Annotated in this window: 15 protein-coding genes; 5 read left to right on the top strand and 10 right to left on the bottom strand. The window is 63.0% G+C overall.

Annotated features, from left to right (window positions below):
- Positions 1 to 42: 42 nt before the first annotated feature.
- From XH98_RS35450 to XH98_RS35435, 4 genes are read right to left on the bottom strand one after another with little or no spacing between them, the layout of a single operon-like run.
- On the bottom strand, positions 43 to 1,089 hold the full coding sequence (locus XH98_RS35450) for an ABC transporter substrate-binding protein (protein ID WP_271602370.1): 1,047 nt from the start codon (positions 1,087 to 1,089) through the stop codon (positions 43 to 45).
- 22 nt (positions 1,090 to 1,111) lie between these two features.
- Positions 1,112 to 2,419, bottom strand: a complete 1,308-nt coding sequence (locus XH98_RS35445) for an NAD(P)/FAD-dependent oxidoreductase (RefSeq protein ID WP_271621309.1) — start codon at positions 2,417 to 2,419, stop codon at positions 1,112 to 1,114.
- Between the two features lie 15 nt (positions 2,420 to 2,434).
- Entirely contained in the window at positions 2,435 to 3,148 is a 714-nt protein-coding gene (locus XH98_RS35440; protein ID WP_271621308.1) for an HAD family hydrolase, read from the bottom strand.
- A gap of 30 nt (positions 3,149 to 3,178) precedes the next feature.
- Positions 3,179 to 4,258 (bottom strand): ABC transporter ATP-binding protein, encoded by a 1,080-nt coding sequence (locus tag XH98_RS35435; RefSeq protein WP_271621307.1) that lies wholly within the window; start codon positions 4,256 to 4,258, stop codon positions 3,179 to 3,181.
- 212 nt (positions 4,259 to 4,470) lie between these two features.
- Here XH98_RS35435 and XH98_RS35430 point away from each other — a divergent pair, with 212 nt between their 5' ends.
- Entirely contained in the window at positions 4,471 to 5,409 is a 939-nt protein-coding gene (locus XH98_RS35430; protein ID WP_271602366.1) for a LysR family transcriptional regulator, read from the top strand.
- Here XH98_RS35430 and XH98_RS35425 read toward each other — a convergent pair.
- On the bottom strand, positions 5,403 to 6,575 hold the full coding sequence (locus XH98_RS35425) for an alpha-hydroxy acid oxidase (protein WP_271621306.1): 1,173 nt from the start codon (positions 6,573 to 6,575) through the stop codon (positions 5,403 to 5,405). The two genes, XH98_RS35430 and XH98_RS35425, sit on opposite strands and share 7 nt — an antisense overlap.
- A gap of 116 nt (positions 6,576 to 6,691) precedes the next feature.
- Complete coding sequence (locus XH98_RS35420; protein ID WP_271621305.1) at positions 6,692 to 8,338, bottom strand: L-lactate permease; 1,647 nt, start codon at positions 8,336 to 8,338, stop codon at positions 6,692 to 6,694.
- Between the two features lie 219 nt (positions 8,339 to 8,557).
- Here XH98_RS35420 and XH98_RS35415 point away from each other — a divergent pair, with 219 nt between their 5' ends.
- Positions 8,558 to 9,319, top strand: coding sequence for an FCD domain-containing protein (locus tag XH98_RS35415; protein ID WP_271621304.1), 762 nt, complete (start codon positions 8,558 to 8,560; stop codon positions 9,317 to 9,319).
- 257 nt (positions 9,320 to 9,576) lie between these two features.
- Here the strand turns inward: XH98_RS35415 and XH98_RS35410 are convergent, their stop codons facing one another.
- On the bottom strand, positions 9,577 to 11,034 hold the full coding sequence (locus tag XH98_RS35410; protein WP_271621303.1) for a M81 family metallopeptidase: 1,458 nt from the start codon (positions 11,032 to 11,034) through the stop codon (positions 9,577 to 9,579).
- Between the two features lie 311 nt (positions 11,035 to 11,345).
- The gene (locus tag XH98_RS35405; RefSeq protein WP_271621302.1) at positions 11,346 to 12,935 is read right to left on the bottom strand and encodes a winged helix-turn-helix domain-containing tetratricopeptide repeat protein; all 1,590 of its coding nucleotides are present in this window, start codon (positions 12,933 to 12,935) and stop codon (positions 11,346 to 11,348) included.
- Positions 12,936 to 13,085: 150 nt separating this feature from the next.
- Here XH98_RS35405 and XH98_RS35400 point away from each other — a divergent pair, with 150 nt between their 5' ends.
- The 3 genes from XH98_RS35400 (at position 13,086) to XH98_RS35390 (ending at position 15,050) form a co-directional block, all read left to right on the top strand.
- The gene (locus XH98_RS35400) at positions 13,086 to 13,322 is read left to right on the top strand and encodes a DUF1127 domain-containing protein (RefSeq protein WP_271602360.1); all 237 of its coding nucleotides are present in this window, start codon (positions 13,086 to 13,088) and stop codon (positions 13,320 to 13,322) included.
- Positions 13,323 to 13,558: 236 nt separating this feature from the next.
- The gene (locus tag XH98_RS35395) at positions 13,559 to 14,152 is read left to right on the top strand and encodes a DUF6647 family protein (RefSeq protein ID WP_271602359.1); all 594 of its coding nucleotides are present in this window, start codon (positions 13,559 to 13,561) and stop codon (positions 14,150 to 14,152) included.
- A 430-nt stretch (positions 14,153 to 14,582) separates the two neighbouring features.
- Positions 14,583 to 15,050, top strand: a complete 468-nt coding sequence (locus tag XH98_RS35390; protein WP_220004825.1) for an MAPEG family protein — start codon at positions 14,583 to 14,585, stop codon at positions 15,048 to 15,050.
- Between the two features lie 576 nt (positions 15,051 to 15,626).
- On the opposite strand, the gene uxuA is transcribed toward XH98_RS35390, so the two are convergent.
- Both uxuA and XH98_RS35380 read right to left on the bottom strand, forming a co-directional pair.
- On the bottom strand, positions 15,627 to 16,817 hold the full coding sequence (gene uxuA, locus XH98_RS35385; RefSeq protein WP_271598277.1) for a mannonate dehydratase: 1,191 nt from the start codon (positions 16,815 to 16,817) through the stop codon (positions 15,627 to 15,629).
- A 67-nt stretch (positions 16,818 to 16,884) separates the two neighbouring features.
- Complete coding sequence (locus XH98_RS35380) at positions 16,885 to 17,934, bottom strand: L-idonate 5-dehydrogenase (RefSeq protein WP_271621301.1); 1,050 nt, start codon at positions 17,932 to 17,934, stop codon at positions 16,885 to 16,887.
- Positions 17,935 to 17,943: the final 9 nt, after the last annotated feature.

The following is a 17,943-nucleotide window of genomic DNA, read 5'->3' as shown; positions in this document are numbered from 1 at the left end:
TTGGGAGGGATCTGGCACTGAAGTCGCCAAGGCTGGCCTCACTCACTTCTGCATGAACGACGCCCAGCGCTTTTCGGCGGCTTCGCCCGCCGGCGAGGACCACCAGGCGTAGGACATCAGCGCTTGTTTCGAAGCGTTCGCCGGCTCGCTCGGCAATTGCGCTGCGCGCTCGGGGTTGATCACGCCCGTCTCGAACGCCTTGGGATTGCCTGGGCCGTAGTCGATGTTGAGCGGCAGATTGGCCTGGTGCACGGGATCGACGGCCTCGTTGAGGAACTTTACGGCCGTGTCGAGATTCGGTGCGCCCTTGAGGATGCACAGCGATGTGCTCTGCAGGATGCCCTGGTTGTAGGTGAAAGCAACCTTGGCGCCTTCCTTGGCGACGGCGCTGACGCGGCCGTTCCAGGCCATCTCCATGTCGACTTCGCCGTCATTGAGCAGCTGCGCCGACTGCGCACCCGAGGTCCACCACACCGTGATGTTAGGCTTGATCTCCTCGAGCTTCCTGAAGGCGCGGTCGACGTCGAGCGGATAGAGCTTGTCAGGCGCAACGCCGTCGGCCATCAGCGCCGCCTCCAGCGTCGCGAAGGGATGGTTGCGCAGCGCGCGGCGTCCGGGGAATTTCTTCACGTCCCAGAAATCGGCCCAGCTGTTCGGGGCGTCCTTCGGGAACGTCTTCTGGCTGTAGGACAGCACGCTGGAATAAAATTCGTAGGAGACCGAATAGGGACTGCGATAGGCTTCCGGCATCGCCGCACCGTTTGGAATCTTCGAGAAGTCGAGCTTCTCCATCAGCCCCTGCTCACCGCCACGCAGGCAGTTGCCGGTCGGGGTGTCGACGACGTCCCAGATCGGCTTGCCGCTGCCGACCTGGGTCTTGATCGCAGGCCAGGCGTCGGGGATCGAATCCTGGTTGATGGTGATGCCGAGCTTCTTGGCGGAGGGATCCAGGATCGCCACCGTCTGCGCCTGCTGATAGGCGCCGCCCTGCGAGACGAAGGTGATCTGCTCGGCGGCATCAGCCGAGGTGGTCAATCCCATTGCGCCCACCAGCGCACAGCCCAATCCAAAATTCCGTTTCGTCATCATCCTCGCCTCCTTCAAAGTGATTTCACCGACCGATCGCATCGAGAAACTGGTACCAGCCGGCGACCATGCGCACGGCGGGCTCGCGCAGCGGATAGAACGGAATGGGTTTCATGCGGCTGACGTCGAGCAGTGCGACATCGGGCCTCTCGCCGCGCACGAAGGCGGCGAGATAGCGGCCCATCAGGCTCGACATGGCAACGCCGGCGCCGTTGTAGCCGAGCGAGACCAGGGTGCGGTCGTCGATCCGGCCGATATGCGGCACCGAGTCCAGCGTCATCGCGACAAGGCCCGACCATTTGTATTCGAGCGGGACATCGGCCAGATCAGGGAAGATGCCGACCATCGCCTTGCGCAGCGCGTCGAAGGCGGTTTGCGAATCCTGCTTGCCGAAGGCTCCGCGGCCGCCGAAGATCACGCGATTGTCGACCATGCGGAACCAGCGCATCATGCGCTTGGTCTCGGTATAGGTGCGCCCCGTCGGCATCAGTTTGCCGGCGAGATTGCGCGGCAGTTTTTCCGTCGCAATGAGGGCGCTGCGGAACGGGATCAGCGTGCGCTGGAGTTGCGCGGTGGCGCCGGTGAGATCGGAATAGCTGTTGGTGGCGATGATCGCCTGCCTGGCGCGCACCGCACCTCGCGGCGTCTCGGCGACGACACCCTCGCCCTCGCGCCGGAGTTTTACGACCGGCGATTCCTGGAAGATCTGAACGCCGCGGCGCGCGACGCCGTCGGCGAGGCCGCGCAGATAATTCAGCGGATGGACGCCGCCGGAGCCGGGATTGAGCACGCCGCCGACGAAAATGTCGGAGCCGGTCTCCTCGCGCACGCCGCGCTTGTCGAGGATACGGACCTCGGCCGAGCCCATTTCGCGCGTCATCCAGTTGGCTTCGTCGATGGCAGCCTTCAGCGTGGTTTCGTTGTGCGCCGCCTTGACCTGGCCGGTGCGGGTCAGGTTCGCACTGGTGATGCCGAACTCGGAGACAAGCTCCTCGACCATGTCGGTGGATTCATGCGCGATCTCGTACATGCGCCTCGCCATGGCGCGGCCATGCGCGGCATCGATCTCGCGAAACGAGAGACGAAACTTTGCGGTGATCACGCCGCCATTGCGCCCGCTCGCTCCCCAGCCCGGCCTGTTGGCCTCGAGCACGACAGGGGTCAGCCCGCTCTTGGCGATGTGGTGCGCGGCGGAGAGGCCGGTATAGCCTGCGCCAACGATCACCACATCCGCCTGTTGCTCGCCGGAGAGCACCGGAAAGGCGCGCGCCGGCTCCGCCGTGGCTTCCCACAGCGAGTTGGCCGATGGCAGCGCGCGCCAGTCCCGTGTCATGCCGGCACCCGTCCCTTAAGCCGGGCCGATGGCCGCGTCGGCCAGCGCCTTCAGGGTCGGGTAGTGGAAGTCCGGCTTGGTCAGCGTCTCCACCGCCGGCGTCCCGCCGAAACCTGCGATGCCCCGGCGGCGCTCGATCCAGCACACCTTGTAGCCGAGTTTTCGCGCGATCCCGATGTCGTGATACTGGCTCTGCGCGACGTGCAGGATGTCGGACTGCTTGTAGCCGAAGGCGGATTGCCGGCCCTTGTTGTAGGCAAAGAACTCCGGATTCGGTTTTGCCACGCCGGTGTCGTCGGCGCAGACGGTGTCGTCGAAGGGATTGCCGAGCGCATGGGCGTAACAGGAGAGCGCGACGCGGTCGGCATTTGTCATCGCCACCAGGCGAAACTTTGTCCGCAGCCGCTTCAGCGCCTCGACGGAATCGGAGAACGGGCCCCAGCGCAGCACCGAGAGCTGGAACACGTCGCAGGATGCGTCGTCGGCAGGCAAACCGAGCTCGGTGGCGAGATGGCGATAGACGTGGAACATCACCTCGCTGGAGCGCTCGTAATGCTTGTCGCGGCCGCGCTTGTAGGGCTCGAAGATCTGCTCGTCGCTGAGCTCGGCCGCCTTCCTGCCGCCGATCCTGCGCACGGCTTCGAGCACGCCGGTTTCGAAATCGATCAAGGTGCCGACGACGTCGAAGGTGAGAACCTTGAAATTGCTGAACGCGGCTTGGGTCGACATGTGCTTCTTCTCTCAGGTTGCAACAAGGCTTCAGTCCACCCGGGGCACAACGATGGTGTCCTCGGGGTGGAGGGTGACGGTGAGGCTGCCGCCGAGCGGCGGGATGCGCAGGTAAGCTTGATGATAGGAAGGCTGGCGCAGGCTGAGCGCGACGCCGCCTTCGAGCGCCAGGAAGATGCGCAGGCTCTCGCCCTGATAGACGATGTCGGTGACCGTGCCGGTCAGCCGATTGCAGGCGGCATCCTGCGCGCCGTCGTCGATCAGCAGCTTCTCGCTGTGCACGGCGAGCATCAGCGCATCGCTATCAGGAATGGCGCGGGCGCTGCGCAGCAGCGCGTTGCCGAGCGCGACACTGCAAGCATCGACGCGGCGGACGGGAAGCATCGTCGCCTCGCCGATGAAGCTGGCGACGAAGGAATCGGCCGGGTGATCGTGCAGGCGCGCCGGCGCGTCGATCTGGATCAGCCTTCCATCCTTCATCACGGCGACGCGGTCGCTCATGGTCAGCGCCTCGCGCTGGTCATGGGTGACGTAGATGATGGTCGCGCCGATGCGCCTGTGCAGCGCGCGCAGCTCGATCTGCATGGTCTCGCGCAGCTGCTTGTCGAGCGCCGAGAGCGGCTCGTCCATCAGGATCAGCCGCGGCTCGAAGATCATGGCGCGCGCCAGCGCCACGCGCTGGCGCTGGCCCCCCGAGAGCTGCGCGATGCCGCGCGCCTCGTAGCCGGCAAGGCCGACCATGCTGAGCGCCGCGCGCACCCTGTCAGGCCAGCTCGCCTTCGGCAGGCGGCGTGCGCGCAAGGGAAAGGCGACGTTCTCGCCGACGCTCACATGCGGGAACAGCGCGTAGTTCTGGAACACCACGCCGATGTCGCGCTTGTGCGGCGGCATGTAGGTGACGTCGCGGCCGCCGAACAGGATGGTGCCAGAGGTCGGCAGGATGAAGCCGCCCAAAATTCCGAGCAGCGTGGTCTTGCCGGAGCCGGAAGGACCGAGCAGCGAGACGAACTCGCCGGCGCCGACATTGAGGGACACGTCGTCGAGGGCGCGAACGGCGCCATACGCCTTGCTCGCGGACCTGATCTCGACGCTTTCCGCTCGTTTGTCCAACGATCGACCTCGCGCAATCCCGCCATGACGTGCCTGACTGCACGCCATAAGCCTGCTTTATAGACAGGGTTTTGCAGCATTCAGAGGCGCGGCGTGCACCGCACCAAATCTTCGCTCGCAGGCCCCTGTCTTTAAGGCTGTCATGGCAATGACACCAGACTTGCGAAAATCCGGCAATTGCCAAATTCTCACCAGGATCATAACATGACGTTATGCCAGAGCTCCGCCGCATGCTGCCCTCCAGCAACGCCCTGTTCGTCTTCGACGCAGCGGCGCGCAATGGCAGCTTCACGGCCGCCGCCGCCGAGTTGAACGTGACGCAGCCGGCGGTGAGCCGCATGCTCGGTCAATTCGAGGAGCATCTCGGCGTGCGGCTGTTCGACCGCAAAGCCGGCCGCGCGGTGCTCACCGAGGAAGGCGAGCTGCTCTATCGCCGCGTGCTCGAGGGCTTTCGCAGCATCGAGACCGGGCTCACCGAGATCGAGCGGCGTCGCAAGGGCACCGAGACGGTGACGCTGTCGGTCTCCTCCGCCTTCACCACGCATTGGCTGATGCCGCGCATCGACAAGCTGCAGAAGCAGTTTCCGCAGGTCGATCTGCGCTTCCAGCTCATCTCCGGAGCGCTACGCGGGCCGGTGGAGAATGTCGATCTCGGCATGCGCTTTCGTGATCGCGAGGAGCCATCGTCCGGCGGCACGCTGGTGATGAAGGAGGTGATGCTGCCGATGTGCAGCCCGACCTATCTCGACGCGACCGATCCCGCCGAGGGCAACACCATCATTCGCCTCGCCGAGACGCCGGGCGACTGGGCCGCGGATTACGCCTCGCTGCTCACCGGCCGCCGCGGCGCCGCCAAGGGCTTGAGCTTCACCGATTATGCCGTCGTGGTGCAGGCGGCGCTACTCGGCCAGGGCATCGCGCTCGGCTGGCTCACGGTCGCCTCGCACTGGCTTTTGACCGGCGCATTGGTGCCGGCCTCCGACCGGCTCACCACCACGCGCCGCATCTGCGAATTCCTCCCCCCGCGCAACCGGCCGATGCGCCCCATCGCCGCCGAGATCCGCGACTGGATCATCGCCCAGATGCACAGCGAAATCGCGGCGATCGACAAGCTCTATCCCAAGCTCGGAGCGATGGCGGCCTGCTATTGAGAGCAACCGGCTGATGATCCGCTCCTGAAGCGCAGATTGGCACGCGACAGCTGGCCGAGCGAGGTACATCCCATCAATTTCATGTCGCGCTCGAGCTCGGCGCGCAGCAGGCCGAGCGCACGCTCGACGCCGGGCTGGCCGGCCGCGGCGAGCGGATAGAGATAGTATCGTCCGAGGCCGACGGCCTTGGCCCCGAGCGACAACGCCTTGAGGATGTGGGTCCCGCGCTGGATGCCGCCATCCATCATCACATCGATGCGGTCGCCCACCGCATCCACGATTTCGGCAAGCTGATCGAAAGCCGAGCGGGAGCCATCGAGCTGCCGTCCGCCATGATTGGACAGAACGATCCCCGCGCAGCCGATCTCGACCGCGCGCCGCGCGTCCTCCACCGACATGATGCCCTTGAGACAGAACGGCCCGTTCCAGGTCCGCACCATCTCGGCGACGTCGTCCCATTTCATCGACGGGTCCAGCATGTCGGTGAAATAGCGGCCGATCGACATGGCGCCGCCGCTCATGTCGACGTGCTCGTCCAATTGCGGCAGCCTGAACTTCTCGTGAGTGGCATATTGGATGCCCCACATCGGCTTGATCGCGAACTGAAGCATGCCTGATAGCGTCAGGCGGAAGGGTATGCTGAAGCCGGTGCGCAGATCGCGCTCGCGATTTCCTCCGGTGATGCTGTCGACCGTCAACATCATCACGTTCACGCCGGCCTCCTTGGCACGTTGCATCATGGCGCGGTTGAGGCCTCGATCCCGGTGGAAATAGAACTGATAGACCTGCGGCGTGGGGTGGGCCTTGCGCAGCTCCTCGAGGCCGACCGTGCCGAGGGAGGAAACGCCGAACATGGTGCCGTAGCGCGCCGCGGCCGCGGCGACGGCACGCTCGCCTTGGTGGTGGAACAGGCGCTGCAAGGCGGTCGGCGAGCAGTAGAACGGCAGCGCCAGCTTCTGGCCCATGACGGTGACCGACAGGTCGACCTGCCCCACGCCACGCAACACATTGGGCACGAGGTCGCACTGCTCGAAGCTTGCGGTGTTGCGCCGAAGGCTCGTCTCGTCGTCGGCTCCGCCGTCGATATAATCGAAGATCGGTCCCGGCAGCCGGCGGCGTGCCAGCCGCCGGAAGTCATGGAAATTGTGACACTGTGCGAGACGCATCTTGCGGCCTCCCCTCAGAGCATGATCCGGAAAAGTGTGAAGCGGTTTTCCGAAAAGATCATGCTCAAAACAAAGAACTAAAGCGCGATGACGATTCAACCCAAGCTCATCGCGCTTTAGGGCACCAGGAGCTTCAGCGGCCAGAGATAGGCCTGGCCCAGCACCATCACGCCGACCAGAACGGCCAAGGCGAGGCTGTGGAAGAAAACGAAGCGCAGGATCGTGCCTTCATGGCCGTACCATTTCGTCGCGGTGGAGGCGACCACGATGCTCTGCGCGTCGATCATCTTGCCCATCACGCCGCCGGAGCTGTTGGCAGCCGCCATCAGCACCGGGCTGACGCCGATCTGCTCGGCGCTGATGCGCTGCAGCCCGCCGAACAGCACGTTCGACGACGTGTCCGATCCGGTCAGCGCCACGCCGATCCAACCGATCAATGCACCGAAGAACGGATAGAGCGATCCGGACTTGGCAAAGGCGAGCCCGAGCGTGGCGTCCGTGCCGGAGTAACGCGTGACGAAACCGAGCGCCAGCATGCAGGCGATGGTCGCCAGCGAATAGCGCGTCAGATGCAGCGTACGCACATACATCCGCGCCAGGCCGAGCGGGCCGTAGCCGACCAGCAGTCCCGAGATGATCGCCGCCAGCAGGATGCCGGTACCAGCCGCCGAGAGCAGATTGAGCACATAGACTGCGCCTTCGGCTGCGGGCTTTGCCACGACCGGCGGAGCCTTCTGCACGAGGTTGTGCAGCCCCACGACGGGAAACTTGGCAACCCAGATACTGTCGAGCCAGCTCTTCACCTGCGGCGTTCCCCAGGCGAAGACGAAGGCAGAGAAGATCAGCCACGGCGTCCACGCCTTGGCGACGGCCGCCTTCGTCGTCTTGCCGCTGGGCGCTTCGGCCGCCAGCGGCGCGCCATAGCGCACCGGCATCTCCTTCATCGCATTCGCAGGGCGCCAGATCTTCAGGAACAGCGCAAGGCTCGCCATCGAGACCACTGCGGCGATCACATCGACCAGCCACGGACCATGGAAGTTGGAGACCAGATATTGCGGAACGGCGAACGAGACGCCCGCGACCAGGATCGCCGGCCAGATTTCGAGCATCCGCCGAAAACCGACGAAGGCCCAGATCAGCCAGAACGGCACGAGCAGCGAAAAGAACGGCAGTTGCCGACCGATCATCGCGCTCAACGCCTGCAGATCGAGCCCCGTTACGGCGCTGAGCGCAATCACCGGCGTTCCGAGCGCCCCATAGGCGACCGGAGCCGTATTGGCGATCAGCGACAGGCCGGATGCGGCGAGCGGAGAAAAGCCCAGTCCGATCAGCATTGCGGCGGTGACGGCGACGGGCGTGCCAAACCCGGCGGCTCCCTCGAAGAAAGCCCCGAGCGAGAACGCGATGAACAGCAGCTGCAGCCGCCGATCGTCGCTGATCGAGCTGATCGAGCGTTGCAGCACCGCGAACTCGCCCTTCTCGTTCAGCAACTGATAGAGGAAGATGATGTTGATGATGATCCAGCCGATCGGCAGGAGCCCGAAGCCCGCCCCATAGATCGCCGCCATTGCAGCCATCGGCGCCGGCATGCCGAAGCCGAGGATGGCAACGCCAAGCGCCGTCACGAGGCCGATCGCCGCCGCCCAGTGCGCCTTGATCTCGAAGATCGCAATCGCGCTCAGCAGGACGACCACGGGAAGGGCCGCCGCCGCGGTCGAAAGCCACGGATTATTGAAAGGGTCGTAAACCTGCGTCCACGTCATGAGACTTCTCCTCGCGTTTCCTCACGCCGCCGCGCTGAACCGCGATCTTGGGCATATCTGTTATCCTATACTCATATTGGTAAAATTAATTTACCAGTTCTGTCAATTGGGAAAGATATTTCATAATTGATCGATGCGGGGAGCAGACTTGACCGATGCCTTCCAAGGTCCATAGTCGCAAGACGAATCCATACGCTCGCCCAGACAGATAGGTGCCACTTGAGCAACGTCGTTCGCACACCCAAGATCGCGGAAGCGATGGCCGATCACATCGAGCGGCTGATCCTGGAGGGCGTGCTCCGGCCGGGTGAAAAGCTGGCGGCCGAGCGGGACCTGGCCGAGAAGCTGGACATCTCGCGGCCGTCGCTGCGCGAGGCGCTGCAGATCCTGGAACAGCGGGGGCTGCTCGCCACCACGCGCTCGGGAACGTTCGTCGCCCAATTCCTCTCGCCGCTGTTTCGGCCGCTCGCCACGCTGCTGCAGGACAAGCCGCGCGTCACGGCCGACTATTTCGAATTCCGCCGGATTCAGGAGGCCCATGCGGCCCGCTTTGCCGCCATGCGCGCGACCGATCTCGACCGGAAGGCGATCCGGCACTGCGTCGACCGGATGCAGAAGGCTCACAAGCTCGAGGATCCGACGCAGGAAGGCGACGCCGACGTCGACCTTCATTTGCTGATCTACGAGGCCAGCCACAACGTGGTCCTGCTTCACGTCATGCGCGCGCTCGCCGACCTCCTGCGCAACAATATCTTCTACAGCCGCGCCCAGCTCTATCTGCGCGAAGGCGTCCGCGATCAGTTGCTCCAGCAGCACCTGACGCTCGCGGAGGCCGTGATCGCCGGCAAGGCCAAGGAGGCGGAGGCGGCAGCGGCCGCGCACATCGGCTTCACTTTCGAGACGGTCGAGGAAATCAGGCGCGACAGTGTCCGGCTGGAGACATCGCTGAGCCGCGTCAACCGCAGCGATTTTCTCGCCTGACCGCTAAAACGCGACGGGATTGGGATGAATCGGTGCGCGCCAAGAACTCGAGTCACCTCTCCCGCAGGGAGAGGTCGGATCGCATCGTAAGATGCGATCCGGGTGAGGGGTTACAGTCTCACTGTGCGCCGCGGCCCCTCACCCGGATTGCTCAGGTGCGCAATTGCGCACCGTAGCAATCCGACCTCTCCCCGCTTTGGAGAGGTGAAACACGGACCCGCCGACCAAACCTAATTTCACGCTTTAATGACCGGCCGTCAGCTCGCATCCAGCGGCCATTTCGGGCGGCGGATCTTGCGGTATGGCAGCGAAGTGATGTCGCGGGCCACGACGCCGGGCGCGTCGACCATGATGACGCGCGTGGCGATCGGCTCGAACGACGCGCGGAAATGCTGCGATGACTTGACGACGGCGATCTTGCGCTGCGCGGGATCGAGCCCGAGCTGGGTGAAGACGTCGACACCGAAGGTCTGGCAGCGGAAGGTCGAGAGCACGACCTCGACGCCGTCAGAGGCAATCAGGGCGCAGTCGCCGAGCTTCGCCGGCGTCCCCGCAAGTCCCGTCATGACCATGTCCGGCTTGATCGCGCGGATCTCCCAGACGGCGTCGACAGGATCTCCCGACAATGGCCCGATCTTGCCGCCGATGCGCAAGGCGATGCGCGCGCCGACGCCGGCATCGAAGGCGATCCGCACCGCACCGGGATCCCACAATGGCCCGAGACAGGCGCTCGCGACCTTGCGATCGATGAGCCTCCGCAGGATATAGGTCGAATCGCCGGGTGCGCCGCCGCCCGGATTGTCGCTGCCATCGCCGAGCACCACCGTGCCATCAGCGGCGAGCGCGGCGTCGATCGCGGCATCGATCCCGACCGGTCGCTCGCTCAGCGCCCCGCGCAGGTCGCACAGCTCGCGCGCCAGGCGCTGCGCCACGTCTTGTCCCCGTGCGCCGTCCGGATCGGCGGCGGCATCGCTATAGACCAGCATCTTGGTGCCCATGTCAGGCACGTCGCCCGATGCAAAGCCGTGCACGACGGAGATGGAGACGATGCCGTCCTTGCCCTCGAGTGCGCGCACGCGGTTCACGAAACTCTTGCCCGGCTCGCGCGTGGTGTGCAGCGGCGCGATCATCCCGGTGTCGATAACAGCGACGCGCAGCTCGAGGCGCTGCTCGGCCAGCGCCGTGCAGAATTCGACGAGCTCCCGCGCCCGCTCCAGGATGTCCGTGTGCGGATATTCCTTCCAGCAGATCAGGAGGTTGGCATTGCCGACCATCGCGTCGCTGAGATGGGTGTGCGGGTCGAGCGTCCCGCCGACCACCGTATCCGGTCCCACGATCTGCCGGACGCGCGCCAGGAGGTCGCCTTCGCAATCGTCATAGCCGTCGGCGACCATGGCGCCGTGCATGCCGAGCAGGACCATGTCGACGGGAAGCGCCGCCTTGAGATCCCCGAGCAGCTGGTCGCGGAGACTTTCATAGGCTGTGCGCGTCACGATGCCGTTCGGCACGGCTGCCGCCACCAGACCCTCGATCAGCGTCCAGCCCCGCGACGGCCCGACCTCCCGCGCGGCCCAGAGCGGGCCGCCGTGCATCTGCATCGCATCGGGATGCTTTCCCGCGGGATAGTAGGCGCGCTCATGAAACGCCGACACGCCCGTCGGCATCGGCGCAAAGGTGTTCGTCTCGGTGGCAAGGGCGGCAGAAAAGACGCGCATGGGATTTCACTTCTCACGTTGAGAAGCGCAATAACGCCCGCTATGGCGGCAGGCGCAACCGTCTTTAATGCATGATCGCCCGGATGGCGCCACGCAGCTGGGCGAAACCGCGGAGGCGGCCCGGCCACCGGCGCGACGCGGCTGACGAATTCGACGAGTTCGTTGCGCATGATTCAGGCTCCAGTTCGGGAGCTTGAATCACGGCAGTCCGGCCAACCGCAACGCCGCTGGCCCGACGCTTACGGAAAGGAGCGGACATCAACCAGCCCGCAACCTCTGCCAAAACCGCCGAAAGTGACCCATCTCCGACATCACCCTTCCGGCACCCCCGCCATGCGCATGCCCTCGTAGACGCGCTTGCCTCCGGCGATGAAGGTTGGATTGTTGCTGGCTGCATGGGCGTTGAAGCGGCGGAGGGTGCGGAGGGTAAAGTTTGGGTCAAGCATAAGTCCTGCCTGCACAGCGGCCTTTGCCTCATCGAGCGAGCCGAGCAGCGCCAAGGCGGCGGCGAGATAGAAGTTTACACGGGGATGATTTCGGTTGATGTCCATTGAGCGACGGAACCGCGCGACCGCTTCCTCGTCGGCGCCGAGCTGTAGCTTAGCGTGGCCGGCGATTATCATCCAAATAAAAGCGTCCGTATCGCGAGGACTGAGGCGGAGTGCGTTCTGGATATGGGCCTCGGTCTCAGCGCCGCAACCAAGAAAATACTTAGCCATACCGATGGACCCGTGTGCGCTGGCCAAGTTTCGATCCAGTGCCAATGCCTGCTCGCATTCAGCAAGGCCTTGAGCCGCGCGGTTGGTGAAAATCTTGACGTGTCCAAGATGCCGGTGGGCCCGCGCGTGCTGTGGGGCCAATGACAGAGCCTTGATCAAGGCCGTCTCAGCCGCCGCGAACCGTGCGGCCGGATCATCTGTCAAATAGAATGCACCACTATTCAGGTCAATATTTGCCAACGCGACCAGCGCCTCGACATTTTTGGGATCGAGCGCCAAGGCGCGTTCAAGAAAACTGCGCGCTTGGGCAAGATACTCGGGAATCCTTCCCTTGTTTAAGCAAGCCATGCCTTGGAAATACAAATCCATCGCATCTGGATGCAGCGCGCGATCTGCTCGCCGCGCCTCAACCTCAATAAGCTGCGCATTCAAGCTGTTGGCGAGCCTCGATACAATTTCGTCCTGCATATCAAAAAGATCCGCGACTGGCTTATCGAAGCGTTCGGCCCAAAGGTGATTGGTGGTCTCGGCGTCAACCAACCGCACGTTCACGCGAACCCGGTTGCCACCCCGCTGCACCGAGCCTTGCAGCACGTAGCGGACGTTCAACTCCCGCCCGATCCGTTTCAGGTCGACCGCTTTCCCCTTGTAGGTGAATGCTGTGTGCCGTCCAATCACGAATGAGCCGCTAATTCGCGACAAGTCGGTGGTCAAACTCTCGGTTACGCCATCGACAAAATAGTCCTGCTCGCGCTCGCCGCTCAGGTTGGCGAACGGCAGCACAACAATGGATAAACGCGGCGCCGTAGATGAGCTTGACATCGTATCGCTGCGCTGCACTGCCGAACCGAGAGGGTCAACAGTGCGTCTCGGGACTTCCCGAACGGCGCCAACAAAGCGGAAGCCTTTGCGAGGCAATGTTTTTATTAGGCGCTGCTTCTCGCCCGTGTCGCCAATTGCGCTCCGAGCGGCATTCAGGCGGGTCGTCAGGGCGGCATCGGAAACGATACGTCCGTTCCAAACGGCGTTGGTGAGGTCGTCTTTGCTGACGACCCGCTCCCTGTTTCGGATCAGGTAGTCAAGCAGATCGAACACCTGAGGTGTGACAACAATCACGTCCGTTGCGCGGTGCAGTTCGCGTCGGTCAGTGTCCAAGGCGTAGTCATCAAAGAGATAACGCAAGCTGCCATTCCTTTTCGAGGTCACCTCTGAAGCCTCAGGAGCGCAAAGAATAAGCTGCCGGTAAGGAGAATGTAAGCCACCTGTTAAGCGCGCCAGCGGATGTGCAGGCAGCTTTAGTTTGGTGAAACAGCCCAACTTGGACACACCGCGATGAGCACGATCCACGGGACCACTGAGTTTGGACCGGCAACTGCAAGGCGGCAGTATTACAGCCCCCTCGAAGCATATTGGGATGCGTTTTGTGAGTGGCGCAAACGCGAGAGGCTGCGAATGCAGCTGTGTTGCCTGACGGATAGCGAGCTTATGGACATTGGTATCACGCGCGGTGAGATCGACTTCGTCACCTCGAACCCATCCATCGAACCAACCATCTTTCGTTCATCCTAGCTCGGCAATCGGCGATAGGCGTGCTCACTGTCACTACGATGGGCGGTCTGTTTGTATCCCGGCGAGGTACCACCCGCGCCGCTCACCAGCATACTCGGTGACCGGCGTTGTGGCTTCTCTGGTGTGAATGGGTTCACAATGGCGTCGGCAAGCGAATGCTATGATTCAGCCATTCAACTGCTGACTAAGGGTATTGGAAGAGCGTCCGTATTCCGAACAGCCTCTAGGAGAGGGTCATGTTCAAAGAATTTCTTATGGTCGCTGTAGTTGCCTCTCTCACGTTGGCGACATCCTCAGGAGGTCATTGCGAATATGCTTTGGAGGGCAGCGCGTCCACCGGGTCGCGTTCGGTCTTGTTGCATTCTGACGCGGTTCAACCTTCGGAAGACCTGTTGGAAGAGATTGTAACTTGGCTCTCGTCAAATTTTGACCTCCCAGCCAACAAAGATCGTCCTGCCATTGAATTTGCATCAAGGATGGAGCTTGCGAGGTTACGTGCAAGGGACCTTGCGTCTTCGCAAAGCTTCATGGGAAACGATGGGCAAGCCGCTCAGCGCGAGGTCGTCGCACTCTACGACAACCATAGGAGTACGATCCTGCTTCCTGACGATTGGGACTCGACTTCGCCGGCGGACCAATCGGTCCTGGTCCATGAAATGGTTCATCACCTTCAGAATCTGGGAAAGCTCAAATTCGATTGCCCCCAGGCGCGGGAGAACACGGCCTACCTGGCTCAGGCAAAATGGCTGGAGCGGTTCGGTCTGAGCCTGGAGAAAGAGTTCGACGTGGACATGTTTACGGTGCTGATTTCTTCAGCATGCATGTATTGATCTGGTCGCGGACGATTGCTTTTACGACGCAGCGCAAAGCCAAGAACTTGGACGTACGAACAAGTTTTCAGCAGAATTCGATCGATGGTCAAACTTCTCGCGGTCATTGCAATCATCTTGATAATCCTGGCGATGGCCCGGGGGCAGCAGAATCAATTTGTCCCACTGCCAACGGGGCCGCTGCCAGCGCCGCTTATTCCCTGAGTTCGCCGACGGTGGCGCACCTACCCAATTTGTCGCTGACGCACAGGTCGGCTCTTGGCCCGAATGCGAAGTTTGGGCGGCGTCTTCAATTGTCAGCTTATCGGATTGGACCAGAAGCAAGGGCCAACCGTCGAAACGGCGCTCCTCACCCGAAGCGGACTTTGGGGCCTAGCCGCTCCCCGCTTCTGTGTGGTTGAATGACCGAGCAAAACGAAGGCGATGCGATATGGACAAGCTCAGCTTTCACGATCCGCTTTTTCGTACCTATGCGATCGCTGCCTCCATCATGGTTCTCAAAGCTCTCACGATGTCGTGGTTGACGGTTGTTCGGATGATGCAAGTAAGAGGCGGATTTCGCTCACCCGAGGACATCAAGAAGACCATCCTCAACCCACATCCAAACTCAGAACAACTAGCACCAAATGAATATGTGGACCGCATCCGGCGAATTCAGCTGAACGATCTCGAAAATCTGCCGTTTTTCCTAGTCGCTGGATTCCTCTTCATCTTGACCGAGCCATCAATAGCGCTCACGCAATGGCTGCTGTACGGTTACGTGGTCTCGCGGCTATTGCATTTCGCCGCATATTTCACGGCAAGGACTCACGATACGCGCGCAACACTCTGGACGGTGGGTTCTCTAATTCTAATCTTTATGACTTGCTGGACGCTGATTGTTGCTTTGCGTCAATGATGTCGGCAGCCACTGGGCCCTTCGCATGTAAGTTCGCAGCTTGCTATCGCATCCAACGTGGCATGGGCAGAAGCATCTGCCGGAGGTCCATTCACCGCTCCTCAACGGACATCCTGCGATAGCATAGGGCGTTGGGCTCCGTTCCTTTGGCACTCTCAAGGAATTAACCGCATTGCCTCATGAAATCCATGCATTTGGCATCTGTGCTGCCGCGGCTGGCGACACAAGGGCGGTGCGAGAGTACATCGAAGGCTTTATCTGATATCTCTCGGGTCTATGTCTGCCTTTGGCCCATCGCGACATACTGCGCTGCCGCACGAACTTGGTCGCTATAGGGGCAAAGCGGACATTGCTTTCGTCGCATCAAATCGCCGGGCTTATGGGTACACGGCCTACATTCTCCCTATTCCCGTTCCTACGGGGCCGGGACGAGCTGCGCTCGCCCTGAGAGGGTGGGGCGAGGGGCTACTTCCGCAATCACCGTCAGAGATGGACCCGCGGAGAGTCCCCTCACCCGCAATCAGCGCTTTCAGCGCGCATTCCGGCCTCTCCCGCACGCGGGGAGAGGCGAAGAGTTCACCGATGCCCGATCGCCCGGATGGCGCCACGCAGCTCGGCGAGACCGCGGAGGCGGCCGATTGCGGTGTAGCCGGGATTGGTGCGCTTGGTGGCGGCGAGATCGTCCAGCATGCGATGGCCGTGATCGGGACGGAATACGATGCGCTGGTCCGGCGAGCGTCGTGCGTTCTCCTTCAGCAGCGCCTTCAGCACCGCGATCATGTCGACGTCGCCGTCGAGATGATCGGACTCGTGGAAGGACAAGCCGTCGGCTTCGCGCCTGGTCGCGCGCAGATGGGCAAAGGCGATGCGCGGGCCGAAGCGTTCGGCCATGGCAGGCAGATCGTTCTCAGGGCGCACGCCGAGCGAGCCTGTGCACAGGCAGATGCCGTTCGCCTTTGAGGGCACGGCATCGAACAGCGCTTGGTAATCCTCTGCCGTGGAGGCGATGCGCGGCAGGCCGAACAGCGGCCGCGGCGGATCGTCCGGGTGCAGCGTCAGCGAGACGCCGAGCTGCTCGGCGACCGGCGCGACGCGCTCGAGAAACTCGACGAGATGCTGCCGCAGCATCTTTGGCGTGATATCGCGATAGGCATCCAGCTTGTCGCGAAATTGCGGGATGGTCAGCGGCTCGGTGGTCGAGCCCGGCAGCGCGCTGGCGATCGCCATGATGAGATAGTCGATGTCGGCCTGGCTCATCTTGTCGAACCGCGCCTTTGCGCGCGCCTGCTGTTCGGGCGAATATTCCCGCAGTGCTGCCGGGCGCTGCAGGATATGCAGTTCGAACGCCGCAAACCGGTCCTGATCGAAGCGCAGGGCGCGGGCGCCGTTCGGCAGCTCCCATTCGAGATCGGTGCGGCACCAGTCGACCACGGGCATGAAATTGTAGCAGATGATCTTGATGCCAGAGGCGGCCACCGCCTCCAGGCTCGCGATCCAGGCGTCGATGGATTTGGTCGCCTTAGCCCCGAGCCGCTTGACGTCATCGGGAATCGGGATCGATTCCACCACCGACCAGGTCAATGGCGAGCGGCCGGGCTGGCCGTCCTCGATGAAGCTCTTGCGCTCCTCGACCGCCCGGCGCGTCCAGGCCTCGCCGATCGGCACCTGATGCAACGCCGATACGATATCGCTTGCGCCGGCCTGCCTGACATCGTCCAGCGACACGGGATCGTTTGGCCCGTACCAGCGCCATCCCTCGCGCATCATCGACATTCTCCTAAAGCGTTTTCGAGTGGGCACCGGTTCGCGTGAAGAAAACGCGTCAAAACGAGATTCAGTTCGCAGTCAGCACGACCTTGACGCTCTGCGAACGGTCGAGCGCCAGCCGCAGCGCGTCGGGCGCGGTCGACAGTGGTCGCTCGGCGGTGACCAGCGCCAGCACGTCGACGCTGCCCGCGCCGATCAGTTCCACCGCGGTCATGAATTCCAGCCCGAAGCGGAACGAGCCGCGCAGGTCGATCTCCTTGGCCATCACCGCATTCGACGGCGTCGGGATCTGGCCGCCCGGCAGATTGCCGATCTGCACCACCACGCCACCGCGCCTGACGATGCCGATGGCGCTGGCAAGGCCCGCGGCAGTGCCCGAGACTTCGAACGCGACGTCATAGGGACGCGACGCCGCCTGCGCCTTCAGGCCCTCCTCGCCGCCCGAGACGTTCTCGACATGGGACGCACCGAGCCTGGTCGCGAACGCCAGCGGCGCCGGCGCGATATCGGCCACCGTGATATCGGTCATGCCGGCGCGGCGCGCGGCCAGCATGGTCAGAAGCCCGATCGGGCCGGCGCCAAAGATGATGCCGCGCTTGCCCTGGATGTTGCCGGCGCGCGCGACGGCGTGCAGGCAAACGGCGAGCGGCTCGGCGAGCGCCGCGGCCTGATAGGAGACGTGGTCGGGAATCTTCACGCATTGCGCCGGGATCGCGTCGAAATAGTTGGCAAAGCCGCCCTGCATGTGCGGCGTCTTCGAGGCCGAACCCATGAAGTAGATATTTTCGCAGAGGTTCTGCCGCCCCTCGCGGCAGGCGACGCAGTGACCGCACCAGCGCGACGGATTGACGGCAACGCGGTCGCCGACCTTCAGGTTCGCAGGCATACCCGCGATCTCCACAACCTCGCCCGAGATCTCGTGACCGAGCACCAGCGGCGACTTCACCACGAAATCGCCGGTGCGGGCATGGCGGAAGTAATGCATGTCAGAGCCGCAGATGCCGCCGGCGCCGAAGCGGATGCGCACCATTCCGTCAGCGAGCTTGTCGAGCGGATGCTCGATCATGCGCAGATCTTCGGGTCCGAACAGGGTTGCGGCGAGAGCGGTCGAGGTCATCGGTAAAAT

The organism is Bradyrhizobium sp. CCBAU 51745, assembly GCF_028128715.1.
Taxonomy (GTDB): domain Bacteria; phylum Pseudomonadota; class Alphaproteobacteria; order Rhizobiales; family Xanthobacteraceae; genus Bradyrhizobium; species Bradyrhizobium manausense.
This window is presented reverse-complemented; position numbering and strand designations above follow the sequence as displayed.